Annotated in this window: 15 protein-coding genes; 6 read left to right on the top strand and 9 right to left on the bottom strand. The window is 61.4% G+C overall.

Features of this window, described 5'->3' with window-relative positions:
* Positions 1–34: 34 nt before the first annotated feature.
* Complete coding sequence (locus GJ699_RS25380; protein WP_154381617.1) at positions 35–274, top strand: hypothetical protein; 240 nt, start codon at positions 35–37, stop codon at positions 272–274.
* Positions 275–277: 3 nt separating this feature from the next.
* Here the strand turns inward: GJ699_RS25380 and GJ699_RS25375 are convergent, their stop codons facing one another.
* On the bottom strand, positions 278–1,711 hold the full coding sequence (locus tag GJ699_RS25375; RefSeq protein WP_229262294.1) for an MFS transporter: 1,434 nt from the start codon (positions 1,709–1,711) through the stop codon (positions 278–280).
* A 49-nt stretch (positions 1,712–1,760) separates the two neighbouring features.
* Positions 1,761–3,110 carry a GH1 family beta-glucosidase gene (locus tag GJ699_RS25370; RefSeq protein WP_154381615.1) on the bottom strand — a complete coding sequence of 450 codons (1,350 nt, stop codon included), beginning with the start codon at positions 3,108–3,110 and terminating at the stop codon, positions 1,761–1,763.
* A gap of 219 nt (positions 3,111–3,329) precedes the next feature.
* Here GJ699_RS25370 and trmB point away from each other — a divergent pair, with 219 nt between their 5' ends.
* Positions 3,330–4,010, top strand: a complete 681-nt coding sequence (gene trmB / locus GJ699_RS25365; protein WP_154381845.1) for a tRNA (guanosine(46)-N7)-methyltransferase TrmB — start codon at positions 3,330–3,332, stop codon at positions 4,008–4,010.
* Here the strand turns inward: trmB and GJ699_RS25360 are convergent, their stop codons facing one another.
* The 3 genes from GJ699_RS25360 to GJ699_RS25350 are packed head-to-tail and all read right to left on the bottom strand — an operon-like array spanning position 4,011 to position 6,794.
* A complete protein-coding gene (locus GJ699_RS25360; protein ID WP_154381613.1) occupies positions 4,011–4,412 on the bottom strand; it encodes a hypothetical protein in 402 nt (133 codons plus the stop codon).
* The gene (locus GJ699_RS25355; protein ID WP_154381611.1) at positions 4,409–4,978 is read right to left on the bottom strand and encodes a hypothetical protein; all 570 of its coding nucleotides are present in this window, start codon (positions 4,976–4,978) and stop codon (positions 4,409–4,411) included. Before GJ699_RS25355 ends, GJ699_RS25360 begins: the two co-directional genes overlap by 4 nt.
* Positions 4,979–5,009: 31 nt before the next feature.
* Positions 5,010–6,794 (bottom strand): amidohydrolase, encoded by a 1,785-nt coding sequence (locus tag GJ699_RS25350; protein ID WP_154381609.1) that lies wholly within the window; start codon positions 6,792–6,794, stop codon positions 5,010–5,012.
* Between the two features lie 61 nt (positions 6,795–6,855).
* Between GJ699_RS25350 and GJ699_RS25345 the strand changes: the two genes are divergently transcribed.
* A complete protein-coding gene (locus GJ699_RS25345) occupies positions 6,856–8,739 on the top strand; it encodes a hypothetical protein (protein ID WP_154381607.1) in 1,884 nt (627 codons plus the stop codon).
* Position 8,740: 1 nt separating this feature from the next.
* Here GJ699_RS25345 and GJ699_RS25340 read toward each other — a convergent pair whose 3' ends face one another.
* Positions 8,741–9,640 carry a DMT family transporter gene (locus tag GJ699_RS25340; RefSeq protein ID WP_154381604.1) on the bottom strand — a complete coding sequence of 300 codons (900 nt, stop codon included), beginning with the start codon at positions 9,638–9,640 and terminating at the stop codon, positions 8,741–8,743.
* A gap of 103 nt (positions 9,641–9,743) precedes the next feature.
* Here GJ699_RS25340 and GJ699_RS25335 point away from each other — a divergent pair, with 103 nt between their 5' ends.
* The 3 genes from GJ699_RS25335 to GJ699_RS25325 all read left to right on the top strand — a co-directional run bounded on the left by GJ699_RS25335 (position 9,744) and on the right by GJ699_RS25325 (position 11,594).
* The gene (locus GJ699_RS25335) at positions 9,744–10,667 is read left to right on the top strand and encodes a helix-turn-helix domain-containing protein (RefSeq protein WP_154381602.1); all 924 of its coding nucleotides are present in this window, start codon (positions 9,744–9,746) and stop codon (positions 10,665–10,667) included.
* Positions 10,668–10,749: 82 nt separating this feature from the next.
* Positions 10,750–11,139, top strand: coding sequence for a BPSL0067 family protein (locus tag GJ699_RS25330; RefSeq protein WP_154381600.1), 390 nt, complete (start codon positions 10,750–10,752; stop codon positions 11,137–11,139).
* Positions 11,140–11,141: 2 nt separating this feature from the next.
* The gene (locus GJ699_RS25325) at positions 11,142–11,594 is read left to right on the top strand and encodes an STY0301 family protein (RefSeq protein ID WP_154381598.1); all 453 of its coding nucleotides are present in this window, start codon (positions 11,142–11,144) and stop codon (positions 11,592–11,594) included.
* Here the strand turns inward: GJ699_RS25325 and recQ are convergent, their stop codons facing one another.
* From recQ to GJ699_RS25310, 3 genes are all read right to left on the bottom strand, one after another.
* On the bottom strand, positions 11,595–13,418 hold the full coding sequence (gene recQ, locus GJ699_RS25320; protein WP_154381595.1) for a DNA helicase RecQ: 1,824 nt from the start codon (positions 13,416–13,418) through the stop codon (positions 11,595–11,597).
* 27 nt (positions 13,419–13,445) lie between these two features.
* The gene (locus GJ699_RS25315) at positions 13,446–14,282 is read right to left on the bottom strand and encodes an undecaprenyl-diphosphate phosphatase (protein ID WP_154381593.1); all 837 of its coding nucleotides are present in this window, start codon (positions 14,280–14,282) and stop codon (positions 13,446–13,448) included.
* Between the two features lie 198 nt (positions 14,283–14,480).
* The gene (locus GJ699_RS25310) at positions 14,481–15,296 is read right to left on the bottom strand and encodes an NAD-dependent epimerase/dehydratase family protein (RefSeq protein WP_154381591.1); all 816 of its coding nucleotides are present in this window, start codon (positions 15,294–15,296) and stop codon (positions 14,481–14,483) included.
* Positions 15,297–15,337 lie beyond the last annotated feature (41 nt).

Genomic DNA, 15,337 nt, shown 5'->3' with positions numbered 1-15,337 from the left:
CTATGCGCCTGCGATGTACAACGAGGAGGACATCATGATACCCGAGCACGACAGACGCCAGCAGCTGCGGCCGCAAACGTCGGACACGGCTGGCTGGCATTCCTATGATTTCATCGTTCGGCAGGCGCTGCAGGTGCAGCGCGATGTCGGTACCACGGGCGCGGTGGAATTGCTGCAGAACATGGGCCTGAACCCGCAGGTCATCGCCCGGGTGCTGGCGCCGGAGCGCCGCATCCGCGAGGAAGACCTGCGTTCGCTGTCAGGCGAAGCCTGAGCCTTATTCCTTGTGGTGGAAGGGTGCGAACCAGGTCACCAGGAAGGATGGGATGGTGGCGGCCATCACCAGCCAGAAGTAGTGCACATAGCCCAACGCTTGCTGCAGGTGGCCGCTGACCACGCCGGTCACCATCATGCACAGGCCCATCAGGCCGGTGCCGAAGGCGTAGTGGGTGGTGGTGTACTTGCCCGGTGCCAGCTGCTGCATCAGGTAGATCATGAAGCCGACCGAGCCGAAGCCGAAGAAGAATTTTTCCACCGCCACACCGGCGCAAATCACCACCAGGTTGTCCGGCTGGTAGATCGACATCAGCAGGAACGTCACATTGGGGATGTTGACCGCGCAGCACAGCGTGAACAGCGTCTTCTGCAAGCCGCGGCGGGCCACGAAGATGCCGCCCAGCAGCGAACCCAGCAGCACGGCGATCAGGCCGTAAGTGCCGTAGATCAGGCCCAGCATTTCATTCGACAGCCCCAGCCCGCCCTTGGCCACCGGATCGACCATGAAGAAGGGACCGATTTTTTCCAGCAGCCCGATGCTGAGGCGGAACACGAAGGCAAAGCCCACCATCAGCCACACATCGCGCTTTTGGAAGAAGGTGATGAAGGAGTCCTTGAGGATGAAGGCCGCGTCGGCCACCGAGGTCGGCGCGTTTTCGGCCTTGGCGCCGTCCGGCATCACGCGCATATGCCACAGCGCGGTGACGATGGTGATGGCGGCCACGATGAAGAAGATGATGCGCCAGGAATCGATCCACTCCGGTCCGAACACGCCGGGCTGGTGATGGAAGTAGTGGGTGTGCAGCCAGCCGCTCAGGTACACCATGCCGCCCGAGGCGACGATGGGGCCGATGTTCCAGCTCAGGCTCTGGATGCCGCAGAACAGCGACTGGGTTTTGGTGTCGAGCGCGGTGACGTATACGCCGTCCGAGGCGATGTCCTGGGTCGCGCCCACCAGCGACAGCAGGCCGAACAGGAACACCATGATGACCATGTAATCCGGCAGCGACATCGCCAGCGCCACGCCGGCAAAGCCGACGCCGACGATCAGCTGCGCCGCCAGCACGAAGAACTTCTTGGTGCGGTACATTTCAACAAAGGGCGCGAACAGCGGCTTGATGGTGTAGGCCAGAATCAGATAGCTGGCGTATTGCGCCGCCTGGCCGTTGTCCATGCCCAGGTTCTTGAACATGATGGAGGTGACGCTGGTCAGCATCATATAGGTCAGCGCCATCGCGAAGTAACCGCTCGGCACCCACAGCATGGGCGTGCCGCGCGCGAACATGGCGCGCAACAGTGATGGCGGGGCGGATGCCGGCGCCGGATCGTTGGCGGCGGGCTGCGGTGGTTGCGGCATGGCGGATGGCGCGGTGCTCATGGTGTCGTCCTCGTTGTTCTCGGTGGAGTGTATCACCGGCTCTGCGGCCAGCTTCAAACGGGAGCCGCCGGCTTTATGGGCCGGCGGCGGTACTACGTTGCGTTGCTCAGGCAGCGTGCGCAGCGTTCAACTGCGTCTGCGGACGTTGTTGGATCAGGTAGTCGCGATACCACAGCGCGCTGTGCTTCAGCGTGCGCTTCTGGGTCGCGTAGTCGACGTGGACGATGCCGAAACGTTTGGCGTAGCCCGAGTTCCATTCAAAGTTGTCCAGCAGCGACCACAGGAAATAGCCCTGGATGTTGACGCCCTGCAGGCGGGCATCGTTCAGCGCTTTCAGGTGGCGCAGCACGAAATCGATGCGGGCCGCGTCCGGTACTTCGCCGTTGACGATGGTGTCCGGATTGGCCATGCCGTTTTCGGTGATGTAGATCGGCGGCAGTTCGTAGGCCGCGTGCAGCTTCAGCAGCAGCTCGGTCAGGCCGTCCGGATAGATTTCCCAACCCATGTCGGTTTTGCCCAGTTTGCACTCGGGCTGGCGCGGCGGGGTTTCGGTCGAGCAGAAGGCGCGGAAGTAGTAGTTCACGCCCAGGAAGTCGATCTTCTGGTGGGCGATTTCCAGATCGCCGTCCTGCACCACTGGCGAGTTGTCGCCATGGACCTTCAGTGCGTACTCCGGATACTTGCCCTTGAAGATAGGGTCCATAAACCATTCGACCGAGCGCGAATATTCGAATTCGGCGGCGGCCTTGTCGGCCTCGCTGTCGGTGGCTGGGTCGGCGGTCCATTGATTCAGCACGATGCCCAGCTGGGCGCTGCTGCCGACCTTGCGCATGGCGGTCATCGCCAGGCCGTGCGACAGCACCAGGTGGTGCGATACCTGAATCGATTGCTTCAGATCGGCCACGCCCGGCGCGAACTGCGCGTTACCGTAGCCCAGATTGGCCGTGCACCACGGCTCGTTGTGCGTTGCAATCGTTTTCACGCGATTGCCGAAGCGGCGCGCCACTTCCGCCGCGTATTCGGCGAAATGGTAGGCGGTGTCGCGGTTCAGCCAGCCGCCTTCATCCTGCAGACCCTGCGGCAGATCCCAGTGGTACAGCGTGATGTGGGCGTCGATGTTCTTGCTTTCCAGTTCCTTCAGCAGGCGGTCGTAGAAATCCCAGCCGGCCTCGTTCCACGCGCCCTTGCCCTGCGGTTGCACGCGCGACCAGGCCATCGAGAAGCGGTAGGCGTCCACGCCCAGACCGGCCATGATGGCCACGTCTTCCGGGTAGCGGTGGTAGTGGTCGCAGGCGACGTCGCCATTGGTGCCGTCGATGACCTTGCCGGGAGTGTGGGAGAAAGTGTCCCAGATCGAAGGGCCTTTGCCGTCGGCGCTGGCGCCGCCTTCAATCTGGAAGGCGCTGGTGGCGACGCCCCAGGTGAACGAGGGTGGAAATTGCGTGAAATCGGTCATGTATTTATCGTTTTACAGGATTGACGGGTGCGGAAGGGAGGACATAGCAACGTTTGAAAACGATTTCACGCCTCAGATGATGATTAGACCTCAACTGTCAGTGAGTGTCAATCGATTTGAAAAAACGGCAGACCAAGCCTGATATAATGCCGCCTCAACAAATTCTGCCGATTTCCGACCATGTCTTCCGATACGCCTAAAGACGCCCCAGCGCGGGGCATGCTGTACGACCCGAGCGAACACCGCATCCGCAGTTTCGTCACCCGTGCCGGCCGCCTGTCGACCGCGCAGGCGCGCGCGCTGGAAGAACAGGGGCCGAAATTCCTGATCGAATACACCAAGGCGCCGCTGGATTACCAGCAGACCTTCGGCCGCAAGGCGCCGGTGGTGTTGGAAATCGGCTTCGGCATGGGCGGCACCACCGCGCACATCGCCGGCGTGATGCCGGAGAAAGACTTCATCGGCGTCGAAGTGCACACGCCGGGCGTGGGCAGTCTGCTCAAGCTGATCGACGAACAGGGGCTGAGCAACCTGAAAGCGATCCAGCACGACGCGGTGGAAGTGCTGAACTTCATGATCCCGGATGGCTCGCTGCACGGCGTGCACATCTACTTCCCCGACCCATGGCACAAAGCGCGTCACAACAAGCGTCGATTGATCCAGTCGCCGTTCGTCAAAGTGCTGGTGCAAAAGCTGGAGCAGGGCGGCTACCTGCACCTGGCCACCGACTGGGAAGACTACGCGGTGCAGATGCTGGAAGTACTGAGCGCCGAAGAAGGCTTGCAGAACACCGCCGACGGCTACGCGCCGCAGCCGGCCTATCGTCCGCTGACCAAGTTTGAAAACCGCGGCCTGAAGCTGGGCCACGGCGTGTGGGATCTGGTCTTCACCAAGAAGTAACTACTTCAGCAGCGCCTGATTCAGGCGCTGCATCCATTGCTCAGGCACCACCTTGGTACACCACAGGCGGCGTTCCGAGCCTTTCGGTTCATCCCGGTAAATCACTTCCGAGAACTTGCCCTTGTCATCGCGACCGGGCAGGGCCACCCACGCCAGCATGCAGGCGCGTTCATGATTCGCCTGCAGAATCACCAGCTGCTCCTTGGCCGGCATAGGGCGGATTTCGTAATCGATGTTGGCGGCCTTGAGCGCGGCCGTCACCTTATCGATGGCCGGCCCGCGCGGCGCGCCATGCTCGGTAAAGTGCTGCGGCGGCCGATCGTTATAGTAAATCACCAGCGGCGGCTCAGCCGCCCAGGCCGGAACCGCGACCATCAGCATAGCGAGCAGACGCATCATCATTTCTCCAGCGGCTCCACATCCAGCACCACCACATACTGCAGACGCTTACCCTGCCACATCGTCCCACCGCGTATCTGCGCATCACAAGTCGACAACTGCCCTGCCGCCTCCTTCTTGCGCAACAGCTCACGGAACTTGATCGACGCCTTCTGCGACAGATAACCCACCATCTGACGCTGAATAAACACCGCCACCGCCTCATTCTCATAAGCATTGCGATCATCCGGCATCAGCGTCGCCACAAACACAGCCGAGCCCGTGTCCACTTCGGGGTCAGACCCCGAAATAGGACATTCGATCGCACTCGATTCAATGTCCGATTTCGGGGTCTGACCCCGAAGTAGGACATGCAGGGTGGGTTGGTAGCGCGATTCGGTCATGACTTCGACCATGAAGCGGCCGCCGTCGGTCCAGTGCAGCGCGGGGGCGCTGTCGGGTAGCTTGGGTTCGTAGGGCACGCCGGTCGGCTGCGGCAGGGGCTTGGCCTGGTTGGGGTTGGTCTTGATGATGGCGTAGACCACCGCTGCCGTGGCGACGATGATGAGCAGGGAGATGAGGAGCTGCATGGCGTGCTGTTTTTAGACAAAGGCCGTTATCTTACCGCATGCCTTTGGACTCATAGACGATTTTGCCCCCCACTACGGTTTGCAGTACTTTGATGTTGGCGATGTCTTCGGCCGGTATGGTGAAGAAGTTGCGGTCCAGGATAATGAAGTCGGCCAGCTTGCCCACTTCCAGTGAGCCGACCTGGGTCTCCGAGCGCAATGTGTAGGCGGCGTTCAGGGTGATGGCGCGCAGTACGGCGGCGCGTGGCATGCCCGGCTGCTCGGTGAGGCGGCCGGCGTAGTCCTTGCCAGCGTCCGGCGCGGCGGTGCGGGTGACGCCGACTTTCAGCGCGAACCATTCATCCAGCGGGTCGACCGGCCAGTCGCTGCCATAGGCGATGCGCGCGCCGGCATTCAGCAGCAGCGCTTGCGGTTCGACCAGCGCGTAGCGCCTGGGTCCCATGTAGTCTTTCAGCGCGCCGAGCGTGTCCGGCGCCGGTTTGCCCCACTGGAAGGACAGCACCGGCGTCACATCCAGTTGGGCGAAGCGCGGATAGTCGGCCGGGTCGACGATTTCATCGTGCGCCAGCGCTGGGCGTACCCGTTTGCCTTCCGGCGTGGCGCGCAGGTCTGCGATCGCGTCCAGCGATTCGCGCACGGCGCGGTCGCCGTCGACGTGGATGTGCGGGTCGATGTGGGCGTGCGCCAGTTCTTTCAGCGTGGTGCGCAAGGCTTCGGCTGAGAAGTAACTGGCCGGGCCGTTGCTCGGGCCGGGCTGCCAGTCCGGCTTGTCGGCCGTGCCTTTGTTGACCAGGTAAGGTTCGATCATGGCGCCGGTGAAGGCTGGTGCGGAGATTACGCCGTCCATGAACAGCTTGGCGTGGCGCACTTGCATCGATGGCGCCACTTTAGTCGCTCCCTGGTCGAATTGCTTCTGCTGCTTGAGCAGTTCGGCCACCGCGCTTTGCGGCGTCGCACCTTTATCCAGATCGATCAGCACCGCGAAGTGGGCGCGCGCGGTCAGCTTGCCCTGCTTTTGCAGCGTGGTGTAGGCGGTCATGGTTTCCGGATCGGTGTAGGCGTCCAGGAAGCTGGTGATGCCTTGCTGGCGCATCGCCGCCAGCGCGGCCTTGGTGGCGGACAGGTTCTCGGCGTCGGTCAGCGGCGGCAGTAAATTCATGGCCATGTCCTGTGCCGCGTCTTCCAGCAGGCCGGTGGCGTTGCCCTTGTCGTCGCGGGTGATTTTGCCGCCGGACGGATCGGGCGTATCGCGTTCTATCTTCGCGGTTTTGATGCCTTTGGAATTCAGCAGCGCGGAGTGGCCGAACGAGGAGCGCACGATGATGGGGCGGTCGGTCTTCAACGCGTCCAGCGTGGCGGCGGTGGTTTCCACGCCGTCCGGCAGCATCCCTTGCTGGAACCAGTTCACCACGATCATCCAGCGCTCCGGTCCCGATTTTTTGTCGCGGTCCAGGCAGGCCTGAATGCGCTGCTGGAATTGCGCCACCGTCAGCGATTCGTAATTCAGGCTGCAGTTGAGCAGGCGGCTGCCGCCCGATTGCGGATGCATATGACCGTCGATCAGGCCGGGCATCAGCATGCGGCCCTGCAGGTCGATCACTTCGGTCTTTTTGCCGGCCAGCTTTTGCGCGCCGGCGTTGTCACCGACGTAGACGATGCGGCCGCCGCGCACGGCCAGCGCCTGTTGCACGCTGTCCTGCGCATCCACGGTGTAGATGTAGCCGTTGCGGTAGATGGTCTCGGCCGGCTTGGGTGCGGCGATCGCTTCGGTACCAAGGCCACTTGCAAGAATAAGTAAAAAGAGTTTCTTGATCATCTGTTTCCCGAAAGTTGATGATAGTATTTCTGCATTCTTTTTTAACATCATAAGGCGATTCATGCACAGCCCACTAAAAGCGGTACTTGTATTACTCAGCTTCGTCACGGCGTCTGCTCAGGCTACAGTCTATTACGTTGACAGTGTAGCGGGGAACGATAGCAATAATGGCGCATCGACTTCCACGGCCTGGAAAACCATCGACAAAGTGAATAGCGCCACGTTGCTACCTGGTGATTCGGTGCTGTTCAACCGTGGCGGTGTTTGGCGTGGAAATCTGCAGTTAAAGCCTGGCTCGGAAGCGGGTGGCAAGATCGTGTATGGTGCTTACGGCACTGGCAACAAGCCACGCCTGTTAGGTTCCGTGGCGTTGAAAGACACCGCCGATTGGCTGGAGACCGCCAGCGGCAGCCATATATGGGAGTCGCAGGTCGGCACGTCGGGCTCCGAGGTGTTCAACGGCAGTGCATATTCGACGGCTAGCATCGACAGCGTCACCAAAGTGGCGTACGCGAAGATTTCTACCGATACTGCAAATCACTCTTCCGAAGCCACGCAGAGTGTGAAATTCGAACGCAGTGCTGATGTGAGCACCCAGTACAGCGATGTCATGATATTCAAGCCAGCAGCGCCTATCGTCGCAGGGCAGTGCTATAAGCTCACCTTCAATGCGCAGGCCGACACGCCGGTAACGCTGGCCTGGCCCGCCATCAAGCTGATGAAAAACGGCGGCAATTTCGATTCCTACGGTGATGCCGTGATTGGTGTCGCGCCGACCATCGGCGTCAACTGGGCCACTTACGAGGCCTATTTCAAGCCTACCGTCAGCGCTTCCGACGCGCGGGTCAATATCTACCTGGGCAAACTGCCGACGGGCATCACTCTGCGCGTGGATACCTTCCGGCTGCGCGTGTGTGACGGCAGCAAACTGCTCACCAGCGATGTCGGCAATCTGATTTTCGATGAGACTCAGGCCCAGGTCGGGTTTAAAAAACTCAATGTCACGGACCTGGCACAGGCTGGCGATTTCTGGTACGACGCAGCGCGCGGCAAGGTGCGCCTGTACTCCGTACTGAACCCGGCGGATGCCAACCCGCAGCTGGAGGCCGCGCTTAACAAGAGCATCGTTGGTGGTGCCAGCGATGTGGAGGTGCGGGATCTGGATTTACGCTACGGCGGCGCGCACGGCATCGGATTCGCGAACAACACCCAGCGCGTGCTGGTGGATGGACTCGATATCTCTTTCATCGGCGGCAGCTTGCTGACGTCGACGCTGCGTTATGGGAATGGCCTGCAGTTCTGGTTGTCGACGCAGAACGCGGAAGTGCGCAACACCCGTATCTCGCAGGTGTATGACGTTGGTTTGACGGCGCAGGGCGACGCGGTGAATACCGTTGACGGCATCGTGTTCCGCAATAACTATGTCATCAATTCCGAGCAGTGTTTTGAATTGTGGACGCGCACCGAGGCTTCGTCCATGAGTAACGTTACCTTTACCCGCAATACCTGCGTTGGATCGGGCCATGGCTGGAGTCATCCGCAACGCGGCGCGAACGGCTACGATGTACTGATGTATAAAAATACCGCGGTCACGTCGAATATCGCCATCACCGACAATATCTTCTACAACGCGGTTGACGCGGTGGTGCGTCTGGATGTCCCCTGGAATAGCTACCAGGCCATCAACTTCAGCGGCAACTGCTACTATCCTCAGCAAAGCAGCGTGGCCACGCAAGGGCTGCTGCTGAATTACACCGCCTACGACGATGCGCAATATACGATATTGACCAAGAACGTATCCACCTTTAACTCGACCTTCGCCACCAATACCTCGGCATCGACTTACGGCGATCCTCAGTTGATCATGTCGGCGGACGGCGTGTGGGTACCGAATCCGGTGGGAGGCTGTGCCGCCAAGGGCTACGCCGTCCCATCCGGAAGCTGAGTTATTTGGCCGGCGCAGGCATCGGCTTGCCTGCGAAGGCCGGCAGGAAGGCCAGCAGGTTCCCGGCCAGGACCAGCGCCAGGCCGCCCAGCGCGAGCGGTGTCCACTGATAGCCTTCGTAGACAGTGGACACGCTCAGTGCAACGATGGGGAACAGCACGGTGGAATACGCCGCGCGGTCAGGTCCGATGCGGCCGACCAGTACCAGATAGGCGGTAAACGCGATCACCGAGCCGGGTATCGCCAGGTACAGCAGCGCGCCCAGGTAGCGCGGCGATGGATCGAGCGCAAACGGCATGCCCAGTGCCAGCGCCGCCACGCCCAGCGTGGTGGAACCGATCAGCATGGCCCAGGTGTTGGTCAGCCATGGCGTCAGGCCGAGCGATTGCATGCGGCTGGACAGCAGATTCCCGCACGAGAAGCACAGCGTGCCGCCGACGCTGAGCGCAAGGCCCAGCAGCGTATCCGAGTCGTGCCAGTGGCCGGCCATCTGTGGCGCGAACAGCAGCAGGATGCCGCCCAGGCCAAGCAAAGCGCCCAGCATCACCTGCGGTTTGATCGGGCGGCCAAGGAACAGCCGGCCGTTGAGGGCGTTCCACAGCGGCGCGGTGGAGAACACCACGGCTTCCAGCCCGCTGGTGATCCATTGGCTGGCGTAGTAGAAGCACAGGAAGTTCAGGCAAAACAGCGCGATGCCCTGGGCGAACAGGTAGCGCCAAGCGGCGCGCGGCGGCAGCCATTGCCGGCGCGCGAGCAGCAGGCCGGTCATCAGCACGGCGGCTGCAATCCAGAAGCGGAAGGCGATCGATACCGGCGCCGGCACCACGCCGAGCTGGAAGGAGATGGCGATCCAGGTGGTGCCCCAGATCAGAACGGTGAGGGCATAGAGTAGAGTATTCATGCCGCCAGCATGCCGGGCCGGCGGCGTGGCGGCTTGTCTGAAATTGCGCATTTCGGCGCGGCGGCCGGCAGCGCTGGCGGCCGCGTGCTAGACTTTCCCCATCATGTCTATCCGTCCCGCCATTGCCAGCGTTCTTGAATCTCCCAAGCCGGAAGGCGCGCTGTCGGGCTCCGTGTTCAAGACCATGTCGGAAACCGACGCCACGCTGGAGCGCTTCGCCTGGCTGGGCGATGAGCTGGCGGTGGCGATCTGGCGGCGCGACACGGAACGGGCCGAGACCAGTTACGACAAGCCGGGCCACCACACATTGTCCTGCTATATGAATGGCGGTCATCGCACCGAGCGCTGGGAGCTGCCCGGCCTTTACGGCGGGCCGAAACGTCTGTGCACGCTGCCGGACTGGCACGAGTCCAGTTGGACGGTGCGCGGGCATATGCACTTCATGCATCTGTACTTCCTGCCCGAGCACTTCACGCGGCGCGCGGTGGTGGAGCTGGACCGTGAGCCCCGCGAGCTGACGCTGAGCGACCGCACTTACTTCGAACATGAAGGCATCGCCCGCATGTGCGGCGCGCTGGCGTCGATGTCGTGGGAGGGGCCGGACGCGCAACTGCGCGCCAACGAGGTGGCGCATGAGACCTTGAGCCAGCTGCTGCTGGCGCAATCGGTGCCGCAACATCAGCAGCGCGTGCGCGGTGGACTGGCGCCGGTGGTGCGACGGCGGCTGGCCGATTACATCGAGGCGCATCTGGGACGGAACATCACGCTGGGCATGCTGGCGGAGCTGGCGTGCATGTCGGAGTATCACCTGGTGCGGATGTTCAAGCTGTCGTTTGGCATGACACCGTCGGCCTGGATCGCGGCGCGCCGGGTCGACCGTGCGCGCCTGCTGCTCAAGATCAGCGATCAGCCCTTGCAGCAGATCGCCGATGCCTGCGGCTACGCGGACCTGAGCCACTTCAGCCACCGCTTCCGCGACGCCATCGGCGCTTCCCCCAGCCGCTATCGCAGCATCGTGCTTGCCTAGTTCCTCGACGTCTGAGGCCAATCAAATTCTCTTTATGCCCAATGGGCGATAGTGGGCGTTCGCGCTATCAAAGGAGATCCTCATGCCATACGTGTATTCCAAGGTTGATAACCTTGAAGGCAGTTCGAAGGTTGGGACGCATCAATGTGTAGTGCTGATTCAGCACTACACCGATGCCGGTCCGGCTAGTGGCTGGCGCCAAGGTGAAGCAGTGTTTGGCAATCAGATGATTCGTAAAGGGACGGCGATAGCGACCTTCAAAAATGGTCGCTATCCTAATGAGAAGCATGGGAATCATGCGGCGTTCTTCCTGCGTCAAGCGATCAATGGCATCTACGTTATGGACCAGTGGAGCGATAAAAAGAAGCCTCGAATCTCCGCGAGGTTTCTGGAGTCACAGGGTACGAATAAAGATGGTAGTTTTAAGAATCCGAGTAATAACGCCGATGCCTTCTTTGTGATCGAGCACTGATCATGAAAGCTAACCTGAGCAAAGGCGTACGAACGACCTTGGTAGCGGTGCTCTTGGTGCCTGCGCATGTACTCGCCGCTGAGGTATCTCCGTTAACCTGCCCAGACGTCATTCCGGCAGTGGCAATCAAGGTTGATCCGGTGTTAGAGAAGTGGGCGCCAAGTGTGCCAAGTGATTTTCGACTGAGCGCCGCAGGCTTTAATAATGGCCCACCTGAAAAGCATGCTGATCTTAAACCGGACTCTGTTACCGAGAAAAGACAGCGCTCTGTCGCGATCTGGCGATTTGATGGAGACGGGTTTGTCGATGGTCTCTGGCTGGCTTGCTCTTACGGCGGTGCAGCTGGCGAGGTCGTTTTGGCTCGCAAGCTGCCAAGCGGCTACCGCAGCTGTTCGGTCACTTATAGTCCCAGTCCCAAGGCCGGCGCACAAGTGATTGATATCGCCTGTCGCTGATTATTCCATCTCGTTGATCAGATCGACGATCTCTTCGCCGTAGGAGGCGAGCTTTTTCTCGCCGACGCCGGAGATGCCACGCAGGTCGTCCAGCGCGGTCGGGCGGGCCTTGGCGATTTCGCGCAGCGTGGCGTCGTTGAAGATGATGTAGGCGGCGACGTTGTGTTCGCGCGCGGTGCCCATGCGCCACGAGCGCAGGCGATCGAAAATCTTTTGTTCGTCGGTCGACAGGTCGGTTTCCACATAGCCCTTGGCGGCGCGGCTCGGCTTGGCCGCCTTGACCGGTTTCTGGTACTGCCGCAGCTGCACCTTCTGCCCGCCCTTCAGCACCGGACGCGCGGCGTCGGTCAGTTTCAGCGAGCTGTATTGTTCATGGTCGACCGTCAGCAGCCCAAGCGCGATCACCTGGCGCAGGATGGCGCGCCATTCCTGTTCGCTGCGGTCGGCGCCGATGCCGAACACCGACAGCGAGTCGTGATGCCAGGTCTTGATGCGCTCCGTCTCCTGCCCGCGCAGCACGTCGATCACGTGGCCGGCGGCGAAGCGCTGGTCGACCCGGTACACCGTCGACAGCAGCTTTTGCACCGGCACCGTGCCGTCGAACGACACCGGCGGAATCAGGCAGGTATCGCAATTGCCGCAAGGGCCGGCCTGTTCGCCGAAGTAGTCGAGCAGGCGCACGCGCCGGCAGCTCAGCGTCTCGCACAGGCCCAGCATGGCGTCCAGCTTGTTGCCCAGCACGCGCTTGAAGGTTTCGTCGGCTTCGGATTCGTCGATCATCCGTCGCTGCAGCACCACGTCCTGCAGGCCGTAGGCCATCCAGGCGTTGGCCGGCATGCCGTCACGGCCGGCGCGGCCGGTCTCCTGGTAATAGCCTTCGATACTTTTCGGCAGATCGAGGTGGCAGACGAAGCGCACGTCCGGTTTGTCGATGCCCATGCCGAAAGCAATGGTGGCGCACATGACGATGTTCTCTTCGCGCAGGAACTTGGCCTGGTTGGCGGCGCGCTTGGCGTGGTCCATGCCGGCGTGGTAAGCCAGCGCGCGCACCCCGTTCTCGTTGAGGAATTCGGCGGTCTCCTCGACCTTCTTGCGCGACAGGCAGTAGACGATGCCGCAATCACCGCCATGTTCGGCGGTGATGAAGTCCAGCAGCTGCTTGCGGCCATTGCCCTTTTCAACGATCGCGTAGCGGATGTTGGGACGGTCGAAGGAGGAAACGAATTGCGCCGCGTCGTCCAACTGCAGGCGATGGACGATTTCGGCGCGGGTCTGCGGATCGGCGGTGGCGGTCAGCGCGATGCGCGGCACGTCCGGGAACTGCTCGTGCAGGATCGACAGCTTGATGTACTCGGGCCGGAAGTCATGACCCCATTGCGACACGCAGTGCGCTTCGTCGATGGCGAACAGCGATATCTTCGAGCTCTGGAACAGGTTGAGGCAGCGCTCGGTCATCAGGCGCTCGGGCGCCACGTAGACCAGGTCGATCTCGCCGCTGCGCACTAGCCGCTCGATGCGGCTGGCTTCTTCGTAGGTCTGGGTGGAGTTGAGGAAGGCGGCGCGCACGCCGACTTCTTCCAGCGCGTCCACCTGGTCCTGCATCAGCGCGATCAGCGGCGACACCACCACGCCAACGCCGTCGCGCAGCAGCGCCGGGATCTGATAGCACAGCGACTTGCCGCCGCCGGTGGGCATCAGGACCAGTGCGTCGCCACCGCCGGCCACGTGGCCGACGATGTCCGCCTGCTGGCCGCGGAAGGCTGGATAGCCAAACACGGTTTGCAGCAAATGGAGTGCGCGTTCGTTATTGTCCTGATGAATCATGATACTGCTACTGCTTTACAAAAAAGATTAGTCGGCCCAGACGATGGTGCCAGTATACGCGGTCGCCAGCACCAGCAGGCCAAAAGCGATGCGATACCAGGCAAACACGGTGAAAGTATGCGAGCTGATATAGCGCAGCAGCCAGCGTACGCACAGGAAGGCCGAGATGAAGGCCGACACGGTGCCGATGGTGAACAGCGGCAGGTCGGCGGCCGACAGCAGCGCGCGTTCCTTGTACAGCGAGTAGACGGTGGCGCCGACCAGGGTGGGAATCGCCAGGAAGAACGAGAACTCGGTGGCGACCTTGCGCGACAGGCCGAAGATCATGCTGCCCATGATGGTGGCGCCGGAACGGCTGGTGCCTGGAATCAGCGCGAAGGCCTGGGCGACGCCGATTTTCAGCGCATCGACCGGGGTCAGCTCGTCGACCGAGTTGATGCGGGCGGCGGCCGGATTGTCCTTGGCGCGCTTTTCCACCCACAGGATGACGAAGCCGCCTATGATGAAGGCCAGCGCCACCGGCACCGGCGCGAACAGCACTTGCTTGATGGCTTTGTTGAACAGCACGCCCAGCACGGCGGCCGGCAGGAAGGCGATCAGCACGTTGATGGCGAAGCGTTGCTGTTTCGGATCGCCCAAGCCGGTCAGCACTTCCAGGATGCGGGCGCGGAATTCCCAGATCACGGCCAGCATGGCGCCGGCCTGGATGACGATCTCGAACACTTTCATTTTCTCTTCCATGCCCTGGAAGCCCAGTAGATGTTCAGCCAGGATCAGGTGGCCGGTGGAGGAAATCGGCAGGAATTCCGTGAAACCTTCAACCAGGCCCATGATGAGGGCTTTCAGCGCGAGAACGATATCCATGAATTTAGTATTTACACGTGGAAGTTTGGAGAAATAGGAGCGGCGAGGAGGGCGCCGGGGTCGAAGCTTACCATGTTCGACGCCGTCTTTTGCCAATCTGACTCAAGCGTAATGGCATCGGACAAAAAAAATCCCCCATCAGCCTGCGCTGCGGGGGCAAAGACAAGCGACTGGAGAGTCGCGAGAACGCGGTACGGTTTATTTGTACATCGGGCCGGCGGTGACGAAGGGGCCGCCCTGGTAGATGGTGGGCGCGTCGCCTGGCGCCGGATAGTTGGCGTTGTCCGGGAACTGGCCGGCGAATTCGGCGGAGCTGTGCTTGGGCACATAGCCCAGATGCGCCGCGTGCTTGTTGTCCCACCATTTGGTGGCGTTGTTGGAGGTGCCGAAGGTGATGGTGTGGCCGACGCGCGGCGTGAACAGCGAGCAGCGGATCAATTCCACCAGGTCGTCGTAGGCCAGATAGGTGACCATCATGCGCGGGTTCTTCGGCTCGGGGAAGGAGGAGCCGATGCGCAGGCACACGGTTTCGGTGCCGAAGCGGTCGTAGTAATAGCGTGACAGCGCTTCGCCGAAGGCTTTGGAGATGCCGTAGAAGCCGTCCGGGCGCAGCGGCATGTTGGCGTCCACCAGTTCGGTGGTCTGGTAATAGCCCACCACGTGGCTGGAGCTGGCGTAGATCACGCGCTTGACGCCGCACTTGTGCACCGCTTCGTACAGGTGATGCAGGCCGAGGATGTTGGCGTTCATGATAGGCTCGAATTTGTCTTCGACCGAGATGCCGCCAAAGTGCAGCACGGCGTCCACGCCTTCCATCATCTGCATCACCTTGTCGCGGTCGCCCAGGTCGCCGATGACGATTTCCTCGCCCTCGCGCGCAGGGCCGAGATCCTTGACGTCGTTTAGGCGGACGATGTCGGCCCAGGCCTTGGCGCGTTCGCGCAGCACGGTGCCGAGACCGCCGCCGGCGCCGGTGAGGAGGATGCGTTTGAAGGGTTTGCTGGTGTTGGTCATGTTGGTTTGGTGATTTATTTGGTGATTTAGTTAAACGTTTA

The sequence above is a fragment of the Duganella guangzhouensis genome (assembly GCF_009674535.1).
GTDB lineage: Bacteria > Pseudomonadota > Gammaproteobacteria > Burkholderiales > Burkholderiaceae_D > Rugamonas > Rugamonas guangzhouensis.
This window is presented reverse-complemented; position numbering and strand designations above follow the sequence as displayed.